This is a genomic window from Stenotrophomonas sp. CASM106 (assembly GCF_049384825.1).
Lineage (GTDB): Bacteria > Pseudomonadota > Gammaproteobacteria > Xanthomonadales > Xanthomonadaceae > Stenotrophomonas > Stenotrophomonas muris.
Window position 1 is genome coordinate 371,858 of the sequence record NZ_JBMRFS010000003.1, and the last position, 15,877, is coordinate 387,734.

Below are 15,877 nucleotides of genomic sequence, written 5' to 3' on the forward strand. Positions count from 1 at the left end.
CGGAAGGTTCCCGTTACTGCTTGTTCGAATCGGTGGCGGCCGGCTTGGCCGCATCGGCCTGTTCCGGCTTGGCCGCGTCGGCCGGTGCCTTGCCTGCCGCCGGTGCTGCGCCCGCCGGAGCGGCGCCGCCTGCGGCAGGCTTGCCGTTGGCGTCCTGCCCCGGGGTCCACGGCTTGGCCACCGCCGGTGCACCTTCCTTGACCTTCTGCACGCCGGCCACGATCACCTTGTCACCGGCGGCCAGACCGTCGCTGACCAGCCAGTTGCCGTTCTGCGCGCCATCGGTCTTCACGTTCTTGCGCACCACCTTTCCGTCGGCACCGACCACCATCACGTAGCCGCCGGTGGTGTCACGCAGCAGCGCCTGCTGCGGCACCAGGTAGGCATTGTTGCGCTCGCCCAGGTTGGCCTGGAAGCTGACGAAGGCGCCCGGCAGCAGGATCTGCTGGGGGTTCGGCAGCAGCGCACGCAGCGACACCGCACCGGTGGCCGGGTCGACCGTGGTCGAGGAGAAGTCCAGCGTGCCCGGCTCACCATAGGTGCTGCCGTCGGCCAGCTTGACGTTGACCGTGGCCTTGCCGTCGCCGGACAGCGCCAGCGAGCCCTTGGCCTGCTGCGCGCGAAGCTGGGTCAGCTCATCCACGCTCAGCGAGAAGTTCACATACAGCGGGTCGAGCTGGTCAACGGTGGTCAGCAGGGTCACATCGCCCTGGCCGACCAGCGCGCCCTCGGTGACCTGCTGCTTGTTGGCCACGCCACTGATCGGCGCGGTCACTTCGGCGTAGCCCAGGTTGATCCGCGAAGAGGTCACTGCCGCTTCGGCCTGCTTGACGGCGGCCAGGGCGGTGCGCTCGGCCGATTCGGCGTTGTCCAGGTCGGACTTGGAGACGAACTGCTGCGGCGCCAGCGAGCGCGCGCGATCGGCGGCGACCTTGGCATTGGCGTAGGTGGCGCGGGCCGAAGCCAGCTGGGCCTCGGAGGCGTTGAGCGAGGCACGCAACGGCGCCGGGTCGATCAGGAACAGGGTCTGGCCCTGCTTGACCTGCGAACCTTCCTGGTAAACGCGCTTGAGCAGCACGCCGGGTACGCGTGCGCGGACGTCGGCGCTGCGGAACGGCGACAGGCGGCCGACCAGCTCGCGCTGCAGCGGCAGGGTCTGCGGCTTGGCGTCGATCACGCCCACCTCCGGCGGCGGGGGCGTCTGCTGTTCCGGCTTCTTGCAGGCAGCCAGCGCGACAGCAACGGCGCACGTCAAGGCAAGGGTGCGGAGTGGGGCGGTCATCAGGAGGAACTCCGGGGTTGGTTTGTAGACGGGGCCGGCGACGGCTGTGGCGCGAACGCGCGCAGGAAGCTGTCGACGGAGAACTCTGCCCAGCGCCGACGCAGGAGCGCGTCATCACGATGGGGGGTATGGAAGCGCTGTTTGTCGAAATCCTGACCGGCGATCATGCTCAGCAGCAGTTCGGCCATGAAGTGCGGGTCGTCATGCCGGAGCTGGCCTTGCATGCAAACGGTTTCAATCCATTCAGCAAGATGAAGCGTCAGCGCGCCGGCACCGTGCCGGTAAAGCGTACGCGCCTCTTCGGGAAACTGGGCTGCCTCGGCTGCAATCAGCCGGCAGGCCTGTCCTACGTGCGGTTGGTTGAAATGCTCCAGGAAGTCGGTGGCGAACTGGAGAAGGCTGGCACGCAGGTCGTCACCGCGGAGTGCACGCAGCATGGCCCCGGTGGCGTGGCCGACGTGGCGCTGCATCACCCGGCGCAGCAGTTCCTGCTTGCTGCCGTAGCGCGAGTACAGGGTCTGCTTGGAGCAGCCGGCATGCTGGGCCACCGCGTCCATGCTCATCTGCATGCCCTGCTCGGCCAGCAGTCTGCGCACGGCATCGAACACGCGCTCATCGCGCGCGTCGAGGGCAACGGGGAGGTAGGCCGGGTTCACGCGGTGGACTATACCGTCCAGTTCAGGATTGTGGAATCGAATCGGCGTCGCCGCGTGTGTCTTCCGGTAACACGCTTTGCCGATCCTGTCGGCAGTGCTGAAGCAGACGCCAGCTCCATACCGGAGCGAACTGAATAGGCGTCTAAACCGCAGCAAACCCGAATCTGCTTATTCCGTCCTGCAGCAAGGCCTTTTCGTGCGGTAGGGCTACAATTTCATTTTCCCAACTGAGCAAGCGCATCGCTCTGCCATGAAACCGCAAAAAACCGCAGCCAAGACCGTGAAAAACAAGACGAAACCAGCAGAGTCGGAGGTCGCAGTGACCGCTGGTTTCTCCCTGGAGCCGGTGTACACGGCCTTGCGCAAGCGCTACCCCGCGGCCGCACAGGCCGAAGCGGTGGCCTTCGCCACTGACTTCTACAAGCGCATGGAATCGGACGAGTTCCCGCACCACAGCGCTGAAGAGTGGGCCGCGCTCGCGGCTGAGACGCTGGAATTCGCCCGTGCCCGCAAGGCCGGCAAGGCCAACGTCCGCGTGTTCAATCCGACTGCGAAGGCCAACGGTTGGGAATCGCCGCACACCGTGCTGCAGATCGTCAACGACGACATGCCGTTCCTGGTCGATACCGTCACCATGTCGCTGGCCGAGCAGGGCGTGGGTGTCCACGTGCTGGGCCACCCGGTGCTGCGCTTCACCCGCGACAAGGCCGGCAAGCTGGTCAAGGTCGGCGAGGGCGATGCCGAGTCGGTGATGCTGCTGGAGATCGACCGCCAGCCGGCCGACGCCATGGCTGCCATCGAACAGGCCATCAACAAGGCGCTGGACGAAGTGCGTGCGATCGTGCGCGACTGGCAGCCGATGAAGGACAAGGCGCTGGCGCTGGCCGACGACCTCGGCAGCCGCCAGCTGCCGGTCGACGACGCATCGCGCAAGGAAGCACAGGAGTTCCTGCGCTGGGCCGCCGACAACCACTTCACCTTCTTCGGCTACCGCGAGTACCGCGTCGAGAAGCAGGGCAAGGAAGAGGTGCTGGCGCCGCTGAACGACACCGGCCTGGGCCTGATGCGCGGCAAGGACAAGTCCGCCGCCCGTCCGGTCAAGACCCTGGCCGCGCAGGGCCTGAACACCACGTCCGGTCTGAAGGATGCGCTGATCCTGACCAAGACCAATGCCCGTTCGCGCGTGCATCGCGCTGGCTACATGGATTACATCGGCGTGCTGGAATTCGACGCCAAGGGCAAGATCATCGGCGAGCAGCGCTTCCTCGGCCTGTTCACCTCCAGCGCCTACAACCGCCGCCCGTGGGAAATCCCGCTGGTGCGCCAGCGCCACGAGCACGTGATGAAGCAGTCGGGCCTGGCCCCGGCCAGCCACAGTGGCAAGGCCCTGCGCCACATCCTGGAAACCCTGCCGCGCGAAGAACTGTTCCAGTCCAGCGAGGACGAACTGTTCCGCACCGCGATGGGCGTGCTGGGCCTGCAGGAGCGCGTGCGCAGCCGCCTGTTCCTGCGCCGCGACAAGTACAGCCGTTTCATCTCCGCGCTGGTCTACCTGCCGCGTGAGCGCTTCAACACCGACGTGCGCCTGCGCATCGAAGCGATGCTGAAGGACGCGCTGCACGGCGAGTACGTCGACAGCTCGGTGGTGCTGGGCGAATCGCCGCTGGCCCAGGTGCACCTGATCGTGCGCCCGAAGCCGGGTGAGATGCTCGACGTCGATACCGCCGAACTGGAGCAGAAGCTGGCCCAGGTGCTGCGCAACTGGCAGGACGACCTGCGCGAAGCGCTGGTGGCCCGCCACGGCGAGACCGAAGGCCTGCGCATCGCCGCCCGTATCGGCAAGGCGCTGCCGGCCGGCTACATCGAAGACAACAGCACCGCGGTTGCCGCCAACGATGTCAGCCAGCTCGACGCCCTGACCGGCCCGGACGACCTGCGCCTGAGCCTGCAGGCCGTGCCGCGCGAAAGCGGTGATGGCCTGCGCCTGAAGCTGTATCGCCAGCTGGACGACATTCCGCTGTCGGACGCGCTGCCGATGATGGAAAACATGGGCCTGCGCGTGATCGCCGAGCGTCCGTACCGCCTGTCGGTCGACAACGCCCCGGTGTACGTGCAGGACTTCGAGGTCGAGTCGACCGCCGGCGCGATCGATGCCGCCAGTGTCGATGAAGCCTTCGGCGAGACCTTCGCCCGCGTCTGGCACGGCGATGCCGAGAACGACGGCTTCAACCGCCTGGTGCTGGCTGCCGGCCTGCACTGGCGCCAGGTCGCCATGCTGCGCGGCTACTGCAAGTACCTGCTGCAGACCGGCGTGCCGTTCTCCCAGGCCTACGTGGAAGGCACCTTCGCGCGCTACCCGCTGCTGGCCCGCCTGCTGGTCGAGCTGTTCGAAGCCCGCTTCGATCCGGCCACCGGCCACGAAAGCAAGGACGACATCGCCGCCGGCCAGGCCCAGCTGAAGGCCCACTTCGACGTGCTGGCTGCCGGTGACGATGCCACCTTGAAGGTGCTCAAGACCGTGGTCGACGCCCGCAAGGGTGACCGCGACGCGCAGATGCAGGCCGCGCGCGATGCGCTGCTGAAGCTGATGGACCGCGTGTCCAGCCTGGACGAGGACCGCATCCTGCGCTCGTTCATGGGCGTGATCGACGCGACCCTGCGTACCAGCTACTACCAGACCGATGCCAACGGCCAGCACGGCCATGTCATCAGCTTCAAGTTCGATTCGGCGCTGGTGCCGGACCTGCCGAAGCCGCGCCCGTACCGCGAGATCTTCGTCTACGGCCCGCGCGTGGAAGGTACCCACCTGCGCTTCGGCGCGGTCGCCCGTGGTGGCCTGCGCTGGTCGGACCGTCGCGAAGACTTCCGTACCGAAGTGCTGGGCCTGGTCAAGGCACAGATGGTCAAGAACACCGTCATCGTGCCGGTCGGCGCGAAGGGCGGCTTCTTCGCCAAGACCCCGCCGGTGAACGGCGACCGTGATGCGATCTTCGCCAACGGCGTGGCCTGCTACAAGCTGTTCATCCAGGGCCTGCTGGACATCACCGACAACATCGTCAACAACAAGATCGTGCCGCCGGTGGATGTCGTGCGCCACGACATGGACGATCCGTACCTGGTGGTGGCCGCCGACAAGGGCACTGCGACCTTCTCCGACATCGCCAACGGCCTGGCCATCGCGCACGGCTTCTGGATGGGCGATGCGTTCGCCTCCGGTGGTTCGGTCGGTTACGACCACAAGGGCATGGGCATCACCGCACGCGGTGCGTGGGAGTCGGTCAAGCGCCACTTCCGTGCGCTGGGCCGTGACAGCCAGAGCCAGGACTTCACCGCGGTCGGCGTCGGCGACATGTCCGGCGACGTGTTCGGCAACGGCATGCTGCTGTCGCGCCACATCCGCCTGGTGGCTGCGTTCGATCACCGCCACATCTTCCTGGACCCGAACCCGGATGCGGCCACCACGTTCGTCGAACGTGAGCGCCTGTTCACCGTGCCGCGTTCGAGCTGGGCGGACTACGATGCCAAGCTGATCAGCAAGGGCGGCGGCGTGTACCCGCGCAGCCTGAAGTCGATCGAGATCACCCCGCAGGTGCGTGAAGCGCTGGGCCTGGACGAGAACGTCAAGGCGCTGTCGCCGAACGAACTGATGAGCGCGATCCTGAAGGCACCGGTCGACCTGCTGTGGAACGGCGGCATCGGTACCTACGTCAAGGCCGCCAGCGAGCAGCACAGCGATGTCGGCGACCGTGCCAACAACGCGCTGCGCGTGAACGGTGGCGAGCTGCGCTGCAAGGTGGTGGGCGAGGGCGGCAACCTGGGCATGACCCAGCTGGGCCGCATCGAAGCCGCGCAGGCCGGCGTGCTGCTCAACACCGACTTCATCGACAACTCGGCCGGTGTCGACACCTCCGACCATGAAGTCAACATCAAGATCCTGCTCAACGATGTGGTGCGGGCCAAGAAGCTGACCGTCGAGCAGCGCAACAAGCTGCTGGCCTCGATGACCGATGAAGTCGCCGAGCTGGTGCTCAACGACAACTACCGCCAGAACCAGGCGCTGAGCCTGATGGAGCGGATGGCGGTCAAGCGCCTGGGTTCCAAGCAGCACTTCATCCGTACCCTGGAACAGCAGGGCCTGCTTGATCGCCAGATCGAGTTCCTGCCGTCCGATGCCGAGCTGTCGCAGCGCAAGGCGCGCGGCCAGGGCCTGACCCGTCCGGAACTGTCGGTGCTGCTGTCCTACTCCAAGCTGGTGGCATTCGCCCAGCTGCTGGATTCGGACATCCCGGAAGATCCGTACCTGTCCAAGGAACTGCAGCGCTACTTCCCGACCCCGCTGCAGAAGAAGTATGCCGACGCAATGGAGCGTCACCGCCTGAAGCGCGAAATCATCGCCACGGCCGTGACCAACCAGACCATCAACCGCATGGGCGCCACATTCCTGATGCGCATGCAGGAAGACACCGGCCGTTCCATCGCCGAGGTCGCCAAGGCCTACACCATCAGCCGTGAAACGCTGGATGCACGCGCGCTGTGGGCGCAGATCGATGCCCTCGACGGCAAGGTGCCGGAGTCGGTGCAGATCGACGCCCTGGAAGTGATCTGGAAGCTGCAGCGCTCGTTCGTGCGCTGGCTGCTGTCGCGCCCCGGCGCGATGCCCGGCATCACCGAAGCGGTCAACCGCTACCAGGGCCCGTTCAACGACATCCGCGTTGCCTCGGGTGTGCTGCCGGATTCGCAGCGTCCGACCTACGAAGCCCTGGTGGCCGAGTGGAAGGAAAAGGGCCTGCCGTCCGCGCTGGCGCAGCAGCTGGCCGAACTGCACTTCCTGGAGCCGGCGTTCGACATCATCGAACTGGCCCGTACCCGCAAGCTGAAGCCGGTGGACGTGTCCAAGGTCCACTTCCGCCTGGGCGATGCCCTGCAGCTGCCGTGGCTGTTCGAGCAGGTCGATGCGCTGGAGGTCAATGGCCGTTGGCACGCGGTGGCACGTGGCGTGCTGCGTGACGAGCTGGCCGCCAACCACCGCAACCTGGCGGGCCAGGTGCTGGGTACCAAGGGCAGCAGTGCCGAAGCAAAGGTGGCGGCCTGGATGGGTCGCGACGACAGCAGCCTGCGCTTCACCCTGGCGATGCTGGCCGAACTGGCCGAGCAGAAGACCCTGGACTACCCGACCGTTTCGGTCGCGGTGCAGCGCCTGGGCCAGCTGGCTGCGCATGGTGCGTAAGCGCATTCGCGCTGACGCCCCACGGTTTGCTCTGCAAACCGTGGGCCCCATGCCAACCATGCTCCCAGACCCCCGCGCCGTTGGCGCGCCCCCCTGACTCAGGGGGGCTCCTGATCTGCAGCAGTTGGAGGAACGGCCCCGCGAAAGCGGGGCCGTTCTGCATTGCCCGGTAGTGCCGGCCGCTGGCCGGCAGCTGCACCGATTGCGGTCCATGCGGTTGCCGGCCAGCGGCCGGCACTACCGGGTATGCTCTTGCTGGCATACCCACCCGGATCCACCGATGAGCGACACCCCCCGCATCGCTTTCCTGGCCAGCGCCACCGAACCTGCACAGATGGCCCGCGCCGCGATGGTCTCGCGTTATGGCGATCACGCGCCGGAGCAGGCCGACGTGCTGTGTCCGCTGGGGGGCGACGGCTTCATGCTGCAGACCCTGCACCGGCATGGGCACCTGGGCAAGCCGGTGTTCGGCATGAAGCTGGGCACCGTCGGCTTCCTGATGAACCAGTACCGTGGCGACGACGACGTGCAGGCCCGCATTGCGCGTGCCGAACCGGCCAACCTGCGCCCGCTGGAAATGGTGGCGCTGACCGAGTCGGGCACCAGTACCGGTTCGCTGGCCTACAACGATGTCTCGCTGCTGCGCCAGACCCGGCAGGCCGCGCATATCGGCATCGACCTCAACGGCCAGGAACGCGTGGCCGAGCTGATCGGTGACGGCGTGCTGGTGGCCACCCCGGCGGGCAGCACCGCCTACAACTATTCCGCGCATGGCCCGGTATTGCCGCTGGGCTCGCACACCATCGCGCTGACGCCGTTGGCCCCGTACCGGCCGCGTCGCTGGCGCGGGGCGATCCTCAAGGCCGATACCGAGGTGCGCTTCCGCGTGCTCGATCCGTACAAGCGCCCGGTCAGCGTCACGGCGGATTCGCACGAGACCCGCGACGTGGTCGAGGTGACCATCCGCGAGTCGAAGGACCGCCGCGTGACCCTGCTGTTCGACCCGGAGCACAACCTGGAAGACCGGATCCTGAGCGAACAGTTCGTTTTTTGAGGACAATGGGCGGCCGGCCCCGCCGACCGCTTGAAGGACCCCCACCGATGGGCGACAACTCCCCCCGTTTGCTGACCGTCGCGGTGACCTCGCGCGCGCTGTTCGACCTCGAGGAAAGCCATGCGCTGTTCGAAAGTGATGGAGTGGAGGCCTACGCCGAATTCCAGCGCCAGCACGAGGACGATATCCTCGGCCCCGGCGTGGCCTTCCCGGTGGTGCGCAAGCTGCTGGCGCTGAACCAGGGCGCCAGCCCGGAGAACCCGCGGGTCGAGGTGATCCTGCTGTCGCGCAACTCGGCCGATACCGGCCTGCGCATCTTCAATTCGATCCAGCATTACGGCCTGGGCATCATCCGTGCGACCTTCACCGCCGGCGAGCCGACCTGGCCGTACGTGAAGCCGTTCGGTACCGACCTGTTCCTGTCGGCCAACCCCGAATCGGTGCGCAGCGCGCTGCGTCATGGCATCGCGGCGGCAACCATCCTGCCCAAGCCGCCGGGCGAGACCGCTGCGGCAGCCGCCGACCAGATCGATACTGGTCGCCCGGCCGGCCAGCTGCGCATCGCCTTCGATGGTGACGCGGTGATCTTCGGTGACGAGAGCGAGCGCATCTCGCGCGAGCAGGGCGTGGAAGCGTTTGGCCGCCACGAGCGCGAGCGCGCCCGCGAGCCGCTCAGCGGCGGACCCTTCCGTGGCTTCCTGTCGGCCCTGCATACGCTGCAGGAAGTGTTCCCGGCCGGCGAGAGCGCGCCGATCCGTACCGCGCTCGTCACCGCGCGTTCGGCACCGGCGCATGAGCGGGTGATCCGCACCCTGCGCGAGTGGGGCGTGCGCCTGGACGAGGCACTGTTCCTGGGCGGCCGTCACAAGGGCCCGTTCCTCCAGGCCTTCGGTGCCGACATCTTCTTCGACGATTCGCAGCACAACATCGACAGCGCCCGCGAGCATGTGGCCGCCGGCCACGTGCCGCACGGCGTCGCCAACGAGGGGTAGGGCGGACTCGACCGGTAGGTGCCAACCGCTGGTTGGCGCTGCCTAGGACCCATGCCCACCAAGGTGGGCATCTACCACAGCGACATGCCCACCAAGGTGGGCATCTACCACAGCCACATGCCCACCAAGGTGGGCATCTACCAGAGCCACATGCCCCGGTAGTTGCCAACCTTGGTTGGCACTGCCGTCAGGCCACGGGTCCGATCAAGGGCTGCCCGACATTCCCAGCTGCAGGTCCACCACCTTCCAGCGCAGGCCCTGCGGCTCCAGCACCACCTTCAACGGTGGCTGGCCGGGGCCGCGATCGACGTCGATCACGAATCGGTCCAGTGCTTCGAAATGATGCTCGGCATGCTTCAGCGGCCGCGCCGGTTCGGTCGCACCGAAGGCATCGCCGCCCTGCAGTTCATTGCGGCCACGCTTCCACAGCACGTGGCCCTGCAGCATCGCGCCGATCCCGGTCGGGGTCACCATGGTCTCCACTGCGGCACCGCCAAGCTGGTCGCCCAGCCCATAGAGCAGGGCGCCGAACGGGCTGGATGCCACGTCGGGGCCGGCCTGGCGCACCAGGTAGTCGTTGAGCTGCGCACGCAGGCTGCTGCGCACGCGGGGGAAGTCGACGTAACGCTCCAGTCGGGCGGTGTCGCGCTGCTCGATGGCCTTGGACAGGCCATTGACGGTCATGTAGGGGCCGCCGAACCACCAGGCGGCGACGGCCAGGACCAGCAGCACAATGAGTGCGGTGAGTTTCTTCATGTTGACCAGACTGCCGCAATGGCGGCAGTACCGGGTGAAGACTCAATGACTGGGCGAGCCACGGCCGTCACCGAAGGCATCGACCAGCTGTTGCCGTTCGGCCGGGGTCAGCGCTTCCAGCCGCGTCGCCAGCACCTCGTCGAGGCTGCGGGTACGGGTGGTGCCAAGGATGCCGCTGGCCACGCCGGGATGGCCCAGCGCATAGGCGAAGGCGGTCTGGGCCGGGCGTTGGCTGCGGATCGCGGCCACTGCCCGGCGCATCTGGCGGGCACTGCGCATCAGCTGCCGGCTGCTGGGCTTCAGCCAGGCGCGCGCCAGGTACCAGCCATCGGCCAGCCGTGGCAGGCGCGGGCGCGCGGGCAGCAGGTGGCCCTGCGCCAGCACGGTCCCGGCCAGCACGCCGATGCCCACCGCCTGCAACTGGTCGATCAGCGGTTCGCGGTCCTGCTGCAGGGCGTTGTAGTCCAGCAGCACCACATCGAAGGCGTCGGGATGGGCGATCATCCAGCGCAGGGTCGAGGCCGAGTGGGTGTTGATGCCGGTGTGCCGGATCAACCCGCGTTCGCGCAGGCGCTGCAGCGCGGCCAGCAGGTCGTCGTTGATGTCGTGCTGGCTGGCGCCATGCAACTGGTAGATATCCAGGTGATCCAGGCCGAGATTGCGCAGCGAAGCCTCGCAGCTGGCGATGATGGCTGCCGGCGAGAAGTTGCGTTGCTCGGCGCCGCTGACGCCGGCCTGGCCGGTCAGCGTGCCGCCCTTGCTGGAAATCACCAGTGCGTCGCGCGGGTATTGTTTCAGCAACGGGCGCAGGATGCGGCCCAGCCGCGGCTCGGCGTGGAAACCGGAGTAGTTGTGGCCGGTGTCCAACAGGTTCACGCCCTGTGCCAGTGCATGCTCGACCACGTTCGCGGCCGATTGTTCCGGGAATCGGCGATGCCCCCAGAAGCCGGAACAGCCCAGGCCCACCGGCGAAACCGCCAGGCCGGTGCGGCCCAGCGTGCGGCGTTGCTGTGCCAATGGCATCAGAATTCCAGGTCCAGCGCCGCGCACAGGTAGTCGACGAACGGGCCGAGCGCGGCCAGATCCTTGCCCAGCGTGGACAGCAGGCGCGGACCGGTCATGGTGGCGTCGTCCAGCGAGCGCCACATCACCCAGTTGCGGTGCTTGAGGTCGTCGATGAACTCGAAGTCGGCGGGGAAGCCACGCGGCGGACGCACCAGCTTTTCGCTCTCCTCGAAATCGAAGCGCTTGCGCAGGCCCGGTGCGTGCGCGGCGGCCTTCCAGCTGCCCGGGTTGTCGAGGATGAAGTGGCGCACGCGGCGCTGGGTTTCCGGTTCCGGATGCCACAGGCCGGCACCGACGAAGCTCTCGCCCGGCTGCAGGTGCACGTAGAACGAAGGCGCGGCTACTTCACGGCGGCGCTCATGGAACAGGCGCGCGCCCTGCCAGGTCTTGTACGGTGACTTGTCGTTGGAGAAGCGCGCGTCGCGGTGGATGCGGAACAGCGAGCCGCCGACGCCGCGCGTATCGGCACGGAAGTGTTCGCTGACCTCGGCCAGGGCCGGTTGCAGGTCGCCCAGCAGGCGCAGGAACGGCTGCCGTACGTGGTCTTCATACTGCTGGCGGTGGTCGTTGAACCAGGCCTTGTCGTTGTGCCGCGCCAGGCTGCGCAGGAACCTGAAACTGGCGTCCGAGAAGTAGGTGCTCACAGCGTCTCCTGCAGGTGCTGGCCCCAGTCGCGCAGCGATTGCAGCAGGGCCTGGCGCCGCGCGTCGTCGGGCGCTTCGGCGGCCAGTGCATCGAGCTGCTGCAGGTACTGGGGCAGGTTGAGTTCGCCCAGCCCGCCGTCGCCGAGCAGGCGCTGGCGGCGGTAATCCTGCCAGCGCTGGCGTTCCGCCGGCGCGAGGCTGTCGGGGTGGTTGCGCGCGCGGTAGCGGAACAGCAGCTCCGGCAGGCGCGGGTCGCGGAAACGGCCTTCCAGCGCGGCCAGCTGCTCGGGCGCGGTGGTGCGTGCCAGCGCAAGCAGCGGTTTGTCGCCGTTGCCGAGGAAACCGTCGTACAGCGAGGCATCGACGTCGGCCACGGTGGCGACGCGGGGTTGGTTGTAGACCTGGCGCGCCTTCTCGGCCAGCTGCGGGGCGAACGCGCGCAGCCGTTCCACCTTGGCCTCGATCGCGGCCACGTCCAGGCCGAGGCGCGCGTGGTCATCGGCGCGCAGGTGGTTCCAGGCGATCAGCGCTGGCACCTTGTTCAGATGCACTTCCTTCAGCGGCACCCGCGCCACGCCTTCGGGCAGCTCGCTGGCGCGCAGGTAAAGGCGCTGTGCGATCACCTCGGCCGGCAGTGCCAGCAGGTCGTCGATGTCACCGTCCAGGTCGAACACGATCACCCGGTTGTTGATGGTCGGGTGCACGGCCAGCGGCAGTACTGGCGCCGCGCACAGGCGACTGGCCGGGTAGCGCATGGAAATGTGCAGTACCGGCTTCATCGCGGCCACGTCCAGCAGGCCGCCGACGAAGCGCTTGTCACGCAGCTTCAGCGCGTACTCCCACAGGCGCGGCTGCGACTGCTTGAACAGGCGTGCCATGCCGATGGTGGCACGTACGTCGGACAGCGCTTCGTGCGCATCGCCCTCGCGCACGTTGTTGGCCTCGGCCAGGTGTTCGAGCTTGAACGAGGTGGCGCCGTCCTCGCGCAGCGGCCACTGGATGCCGTCCGGGCGCATCGCGCGCATCAGGCGCAGCATGTCCAGCAGGTCCCAGCGCGAATTGCCGTTGCGCCACTCGCGCTCGTACGGGTCGTGGAAATTGCGGAACAGCCCGTAGCGGACGAATTCATCGTCGAAGCGCAGCGTGTTGTAGCCCAGCGCGCAGGTGCCGGGGCGCGACAGCTGTTCGTTGATGCGGTCGAAGGCCTCGGCCTCGCTGATGCCCTCGGCCAGGGCCTGCTGCGGGGTGATGCCGGTAACCAGGGTGGCCATCGGCGAGGGCAGCAGGTCATCGGCCGGGCGCACGAAGAAGCTGACCGGCGTATCGATCTCGTTGAGGTCGGCATCGGTACGGATCGCGGCGTACTGCGAGATGCGCGTGCGCCGCGGGTCCTGGCCGAAGGTTTCCAGGTCGTAGAACAGGAAGCTGTCGGCCATCAGTGCGCGCCCTCCAGGACCGGCAGCTGCGCGTTGATCTGCGCTTCCAGCGCGGCCCAGTCGATGTTGTCCAGTGAATCGTGACCGGTGGTGGCGGCCACCAGCATGTCGCGTTGCAGTTCGGTGCGGCGCAGCGCCTCGGCGTACGGTGTGTGCAGGAAGGTGACCATCGTGTAGTGCGGCACGAAGCGGGTCGGCCAGCGCCGCTGCAGTTCCTGCTCCAGTTCGCGCTGCAGCAGGAACGCAGGATCGGCGACACGGTCACGCATCTCCAGGTAGTTCTCCAGCGCCATCTGCTGGATGGCACGTGCATTCGGCTTGCGCTCGGCTTCGAACGCGGCGAACGCGCCTTCCAGGTCATCCGCTTCCATCAGGTGGCGGGCCAGCGCAACGCAGTCCTCGAACGCGCAGTTCATGCCCTGGCCGTGGAACGGCACCATCGCATGCGCGGCATCGCCGATCAGTACGGCGCGACCGTGCTGGTGCCAGCGCTCCAGGGTGAGCGTGCCGAGCAGCCCCGGCGGGTGCTGTTCCCAGTCCGCGCGCAGGTTCGGGATCAGCGGCAGGGTGTCGGCGAACTCCCGTGCGAACAGCGCCTCGGCCTGCGCGCCGGTGTTGACCGTGGCGAAGCTGGGATCGCCCTGGTTGGGCAGGAACAGGGTGACGGTGAAGGTGCCTTCGTGGTTGGGCAGGGCGATGCACATGTAATGGCCGCGTGGCCAGATGTGCAGCGCATTGCGCTCGATGCGGAAGCTGCCGTCGGCGGCCGGAGGGATCTCCAGCTCCTTGTAGGAGTGGTCGAGGAAGGCGATGTCCTCGCCCAGCGGGGCACGGCGGTTCATCGCCGCGCGCAGGGCCGAACCGGCGCCGTCGGCACCGATCAGGGTGTCGAAGCGGATGTCGTGCGGGCTGTCGTCGCGGTCATCGATGAAACGCGCGTAACCGGCGTCGAAATCAACGGTGTGCAGGCGCCGATGGAAGTGCACGGTGGCGCCGGCCTGCTCGGCCAGTTCCAGCAACGTGGTGTTCAGATCGCTGCGGTGGATCGACCAGATCACTTCGCTGTCATCACGGCCATAGCGCTGCAGCTGCGGTTCGCCGTCGCGGGGGTGCACCATGCGGCCGCGCATCATCACCGCGCGTGCCATCACTTCGTCCTCCACACCTGCCTGGCGCAGCGCATTGCGCCCACGCTCGGCCAATGCCAGGTTGATCGAGCGGCCACTCTCGTAATCAGCCACGCGCGGATCACCGCGGCGTTCGTACAGGGTGATGCGCCAGCCTTGCCGCGACAGCAGGATGGCCAGCAGGGACCCGGCCAGGCCGGCACCGATAATGCTCAACGAGCGGGAAGCATGTGCGATCAACGAACTGTCCAGCAGCAGGGGAGGGACCGGCTCAAAGGCCGGCCCAGGCTTCCACTTCCTCGACGAAGTGGTGCACGTCCAGGTAGCGGTTGTAGAGCGGGGTGGGCGAGATGCGGATCACGTCGGGTTCGCGCCAGTCGCCGAGCACACCGATGCCGCGCAGGTGCTCGAACAGTGCGCGGCCACGCTCGCGGCCACCGATCACGCGCAGCGACAACTGGCAGCCGCGGCGCTGCGGATCGGCCGGGGTGATGATGTCCAGCACCTGCGGCAGGCGCGCGCGCACCAGTGCTTCGAGCATGCCGGTGAGCGCCAGCGATTTGCTGCGCAGCGCCTCCATGCCGGCGCGCTCGAACAGGTCCAGCGAGGCACGCAGCGGTGCCAGGCCGAGAATCGGTGGATTGCTCAGCTGCCAACCCTCGGCGCCGATGGCCGGAGTGAACTGCGGCGCCATCTGGAAGCGGGTGGCTTCCTCATGGCCCCACCAGCCAGCAAAGCGTGGCAGGGTGGTGTCGCGGTGGTGGCGCTCGTGCACGAAGGCGCCAGCCACTGCGCCCGGGCCGCTGTTGAGGTACTTGTAATGGCACCACACGGCGAAATCGGGGGCCACGTCATGCAGGCGCAGCGGCAGGTTGCCGACCGAGTGCGCCAGGTCGAAGCCGATGCGTGCGCCCTGCAGGCGGGCGGCGCGGGTGATCGCATCGAGGTCGAAGGCCTGGCCGGTGCGGTACTGCACGCCAGGCCACAGCACCAGTGCCAGGCGCGGGCCGTGTTCGGTCATGGCGCGCTCGATGGCGTTCAGTGAAATCGTGCCGTTGGCTTCGTCCGGCTGCACTTCCACCAGGCACTCGGCCGGGTCGAAGCCATGGAAGCGGATCTGGGCTTCCACCGCGTGGCGATCGGTCGGGAACGCGCCGGCTTCCATCAGGATCACCGGGCGCTGCGTGGTCGGCCGGTAGAAGCTGACCATCATCAGATGCAGGTTTACGCTCAGCGTGTTCATCGCCACCACTTCGCTGGGCAGCGCGCCAACCACGCGGGCCAGCTGCGCGCTCACCAGGCGGTGGTAGGACAGCCATTGCGTCGGGCCGGTGAAGTGGCCTTCCACCGCCAGTTCGCCCCACTGCTTCATCACTTCCTGCACCGCTGCCTGCGCGCCGCGCGGCTGCAGGCCCAGCGAGTTGCCCACGAAGTAGGTCTGCTCGCCGCCCTCATGGCGCGGAATCAGGAATTCATTGCGCAGCGGGCGCAGCGGATCGGCGGCGTCCAGGGCGATGGCGTGGGTGCGGCTGAGCAGGTCGGACATGGTCGGGCAACAGGCTGCAACGGGACCGCCAGTGTAGCGCCTGGGGCATGGCCCGGTAGCAGCCGGCCCGGCACCAGCGCCGTGTGATCCGG

The 15,877-nt window shown here is 67.6% G+C and carries 11 protein-coding genes; 3 read left to right on the top strand and 8 right to left on the bottom strand.

Annotated elements, in window-relative coordinates; all coding sequences use genetic code 11:
- Positions 1-13 precede the first annotated feature (13 nt).
- Positions 14-1,282: an efflux RND transporter periplasmic adaptor subunit gene (locus VG556_RS09100; protein WP_032962064.1), complete on the bottom strand. Its 1,269-nt coding sequence runs from the start codon at positions 1,280-1,282 to the stop codon at positions 14-16.
- Entirely contained in the window at positions 1,282-1,938 is a 657-nt protein-coding gene (locus VG556_RS09105) for a TetR/AcrR family transcriptional regulator (protein ID WP_046431559.1), read from the bottom strand. The genes VG556_RS09100 and VG556_RS09105 overlap by 1 nt, the downstream gene beginning before the upstream one ends.
- A gap of 250 nt (positions 1,939-2,188) precedes the next feature.
- On the opposite strand from VG556_RS09105, the gene VG556_RS09110 reads away from it, so the two are divergent.
- The 3 genes from VG556_RS09110 to VG556_RS09120 all read left to right on the top strand — a co-directional run bounded on the left by VG556_RS09110 (position 2,189) and on the right by VG556_RS09120 (position 9,211).
- Positions 2,189-7,165, top strand: a complete 4,977-nt coding sequence (locus VG556_RS09110) for an NAD-glutamate dehydrogenase (RefSeq protein ID WP_046431556.1) — start codon at positions 2,189-2,191, stop codon at positions 7,163-7,165.
- Between the two features lie 280 nt (positions 7,166-7,445).
- Positions 7,446-8,219, top strand: coding sequence for an NAD kinase (locus VG556_RS09115; protein ID WP_032962058.1), 774 nt, complete (start codon positions 7,446-7,448; stop codon positions 8,217-8,219).
- A 47-nt stretch (positions 8,220-8,266) separates the two neighbouring features.
- Positions 8,267-9,211 carry a 5'-nucleotidase gene (locus VG556_RS09120; protein ID WP_100450314.1) on the top strand — a complete coding sequence of 315 codons (945 nt, stop codon included), beginning with the start codon at positions 8,267-8,269 and terminating at the stop codon, positions 9,209-9,211.
- Between the two features lie 204 nt (positions 9,212-9,415).
- Here VG556_RS09120 and VG556_RS09125 read toward each other — a convergent pair whose 3' ends face one another.
- The 6 genes from VG556_RS09125 to kynU are packed head-to-tail and all read right to left on the bottom strand — an operon-like array spanning position 9,416 to position 15,785.
- Positions 9,416-9,967: a DUF2939 domain-containing protein gene (locus VG556_RS09125; protein WP_014647672.1), complete on the bottom strand. Its 552-nt coding sequence runs from the start codon at positions 9,965-9,967 to the stop codon at positions 9,416-9,418.
- A gap of 42 nt (positions 9,968-10,009) precedes the next feature.
- Entirely contained in the window at positions 10,010-10,990 is a 981-nt protein-coding gene (locus VG556_RS09130) for an aldo/keto reductase (protein ID WP_075076593.1), read from the bottom strand.
- Positions 10,990-11,676, bottom strand: a complete 687-nt coding sequence (locus tag VG556_RS09135; protein ID WP_032962055.1) for a DUF2461 domain-containing protein — start codon at positions 11,674-11,676, stop codon at positions 10,990-10,992. Before VG556_RS09135 ends, VG556_RS09130 begins: the two co-directional genes overlap by 1 nt.
- The gene (sbcB, locus tag VG556_RS09140) at positions 11,673-13,112 is read right to left on the bottom strand and encodes an exodeoxyribonuclease I (protein ID WP_100450313.1); all 1,440 of its coding nucleotides are present in this window, start codon (positions 13,110-13,112) and stop codon (positions 11,673-11,675) included. Before sbcB ends, VG556_RS09135 begins: the two co-directional genes overlap by 4 nt.
- Entirely contained in the window at positions 13,112-14,479 is a 1,368-nt protein-coding gene (locus VG556_RS09145; protein ID WP_032962052.1) for an FAD-dependent oxidoreductase, read from the bottom strand. Before VG556_RS09145 ends, sbcB begins: the two co-directional genes overlap by 1 nt.
- A gap of 31 nt (positions 14,480-14,510) precedes the next feature.
- Positions 14,511-15,785, bottom strand: a complete 1,275-nt coding sequence (gene kynU, locus VG556_RS09150; protein ID WP_100450312.1) for a kynureninase — start codon at positions 15,783-15,785, stop codon at positions 14,511-14,513.
- Between the last annotated feature and the right edge of the window lie 92 nt (positions 15,786-15,877).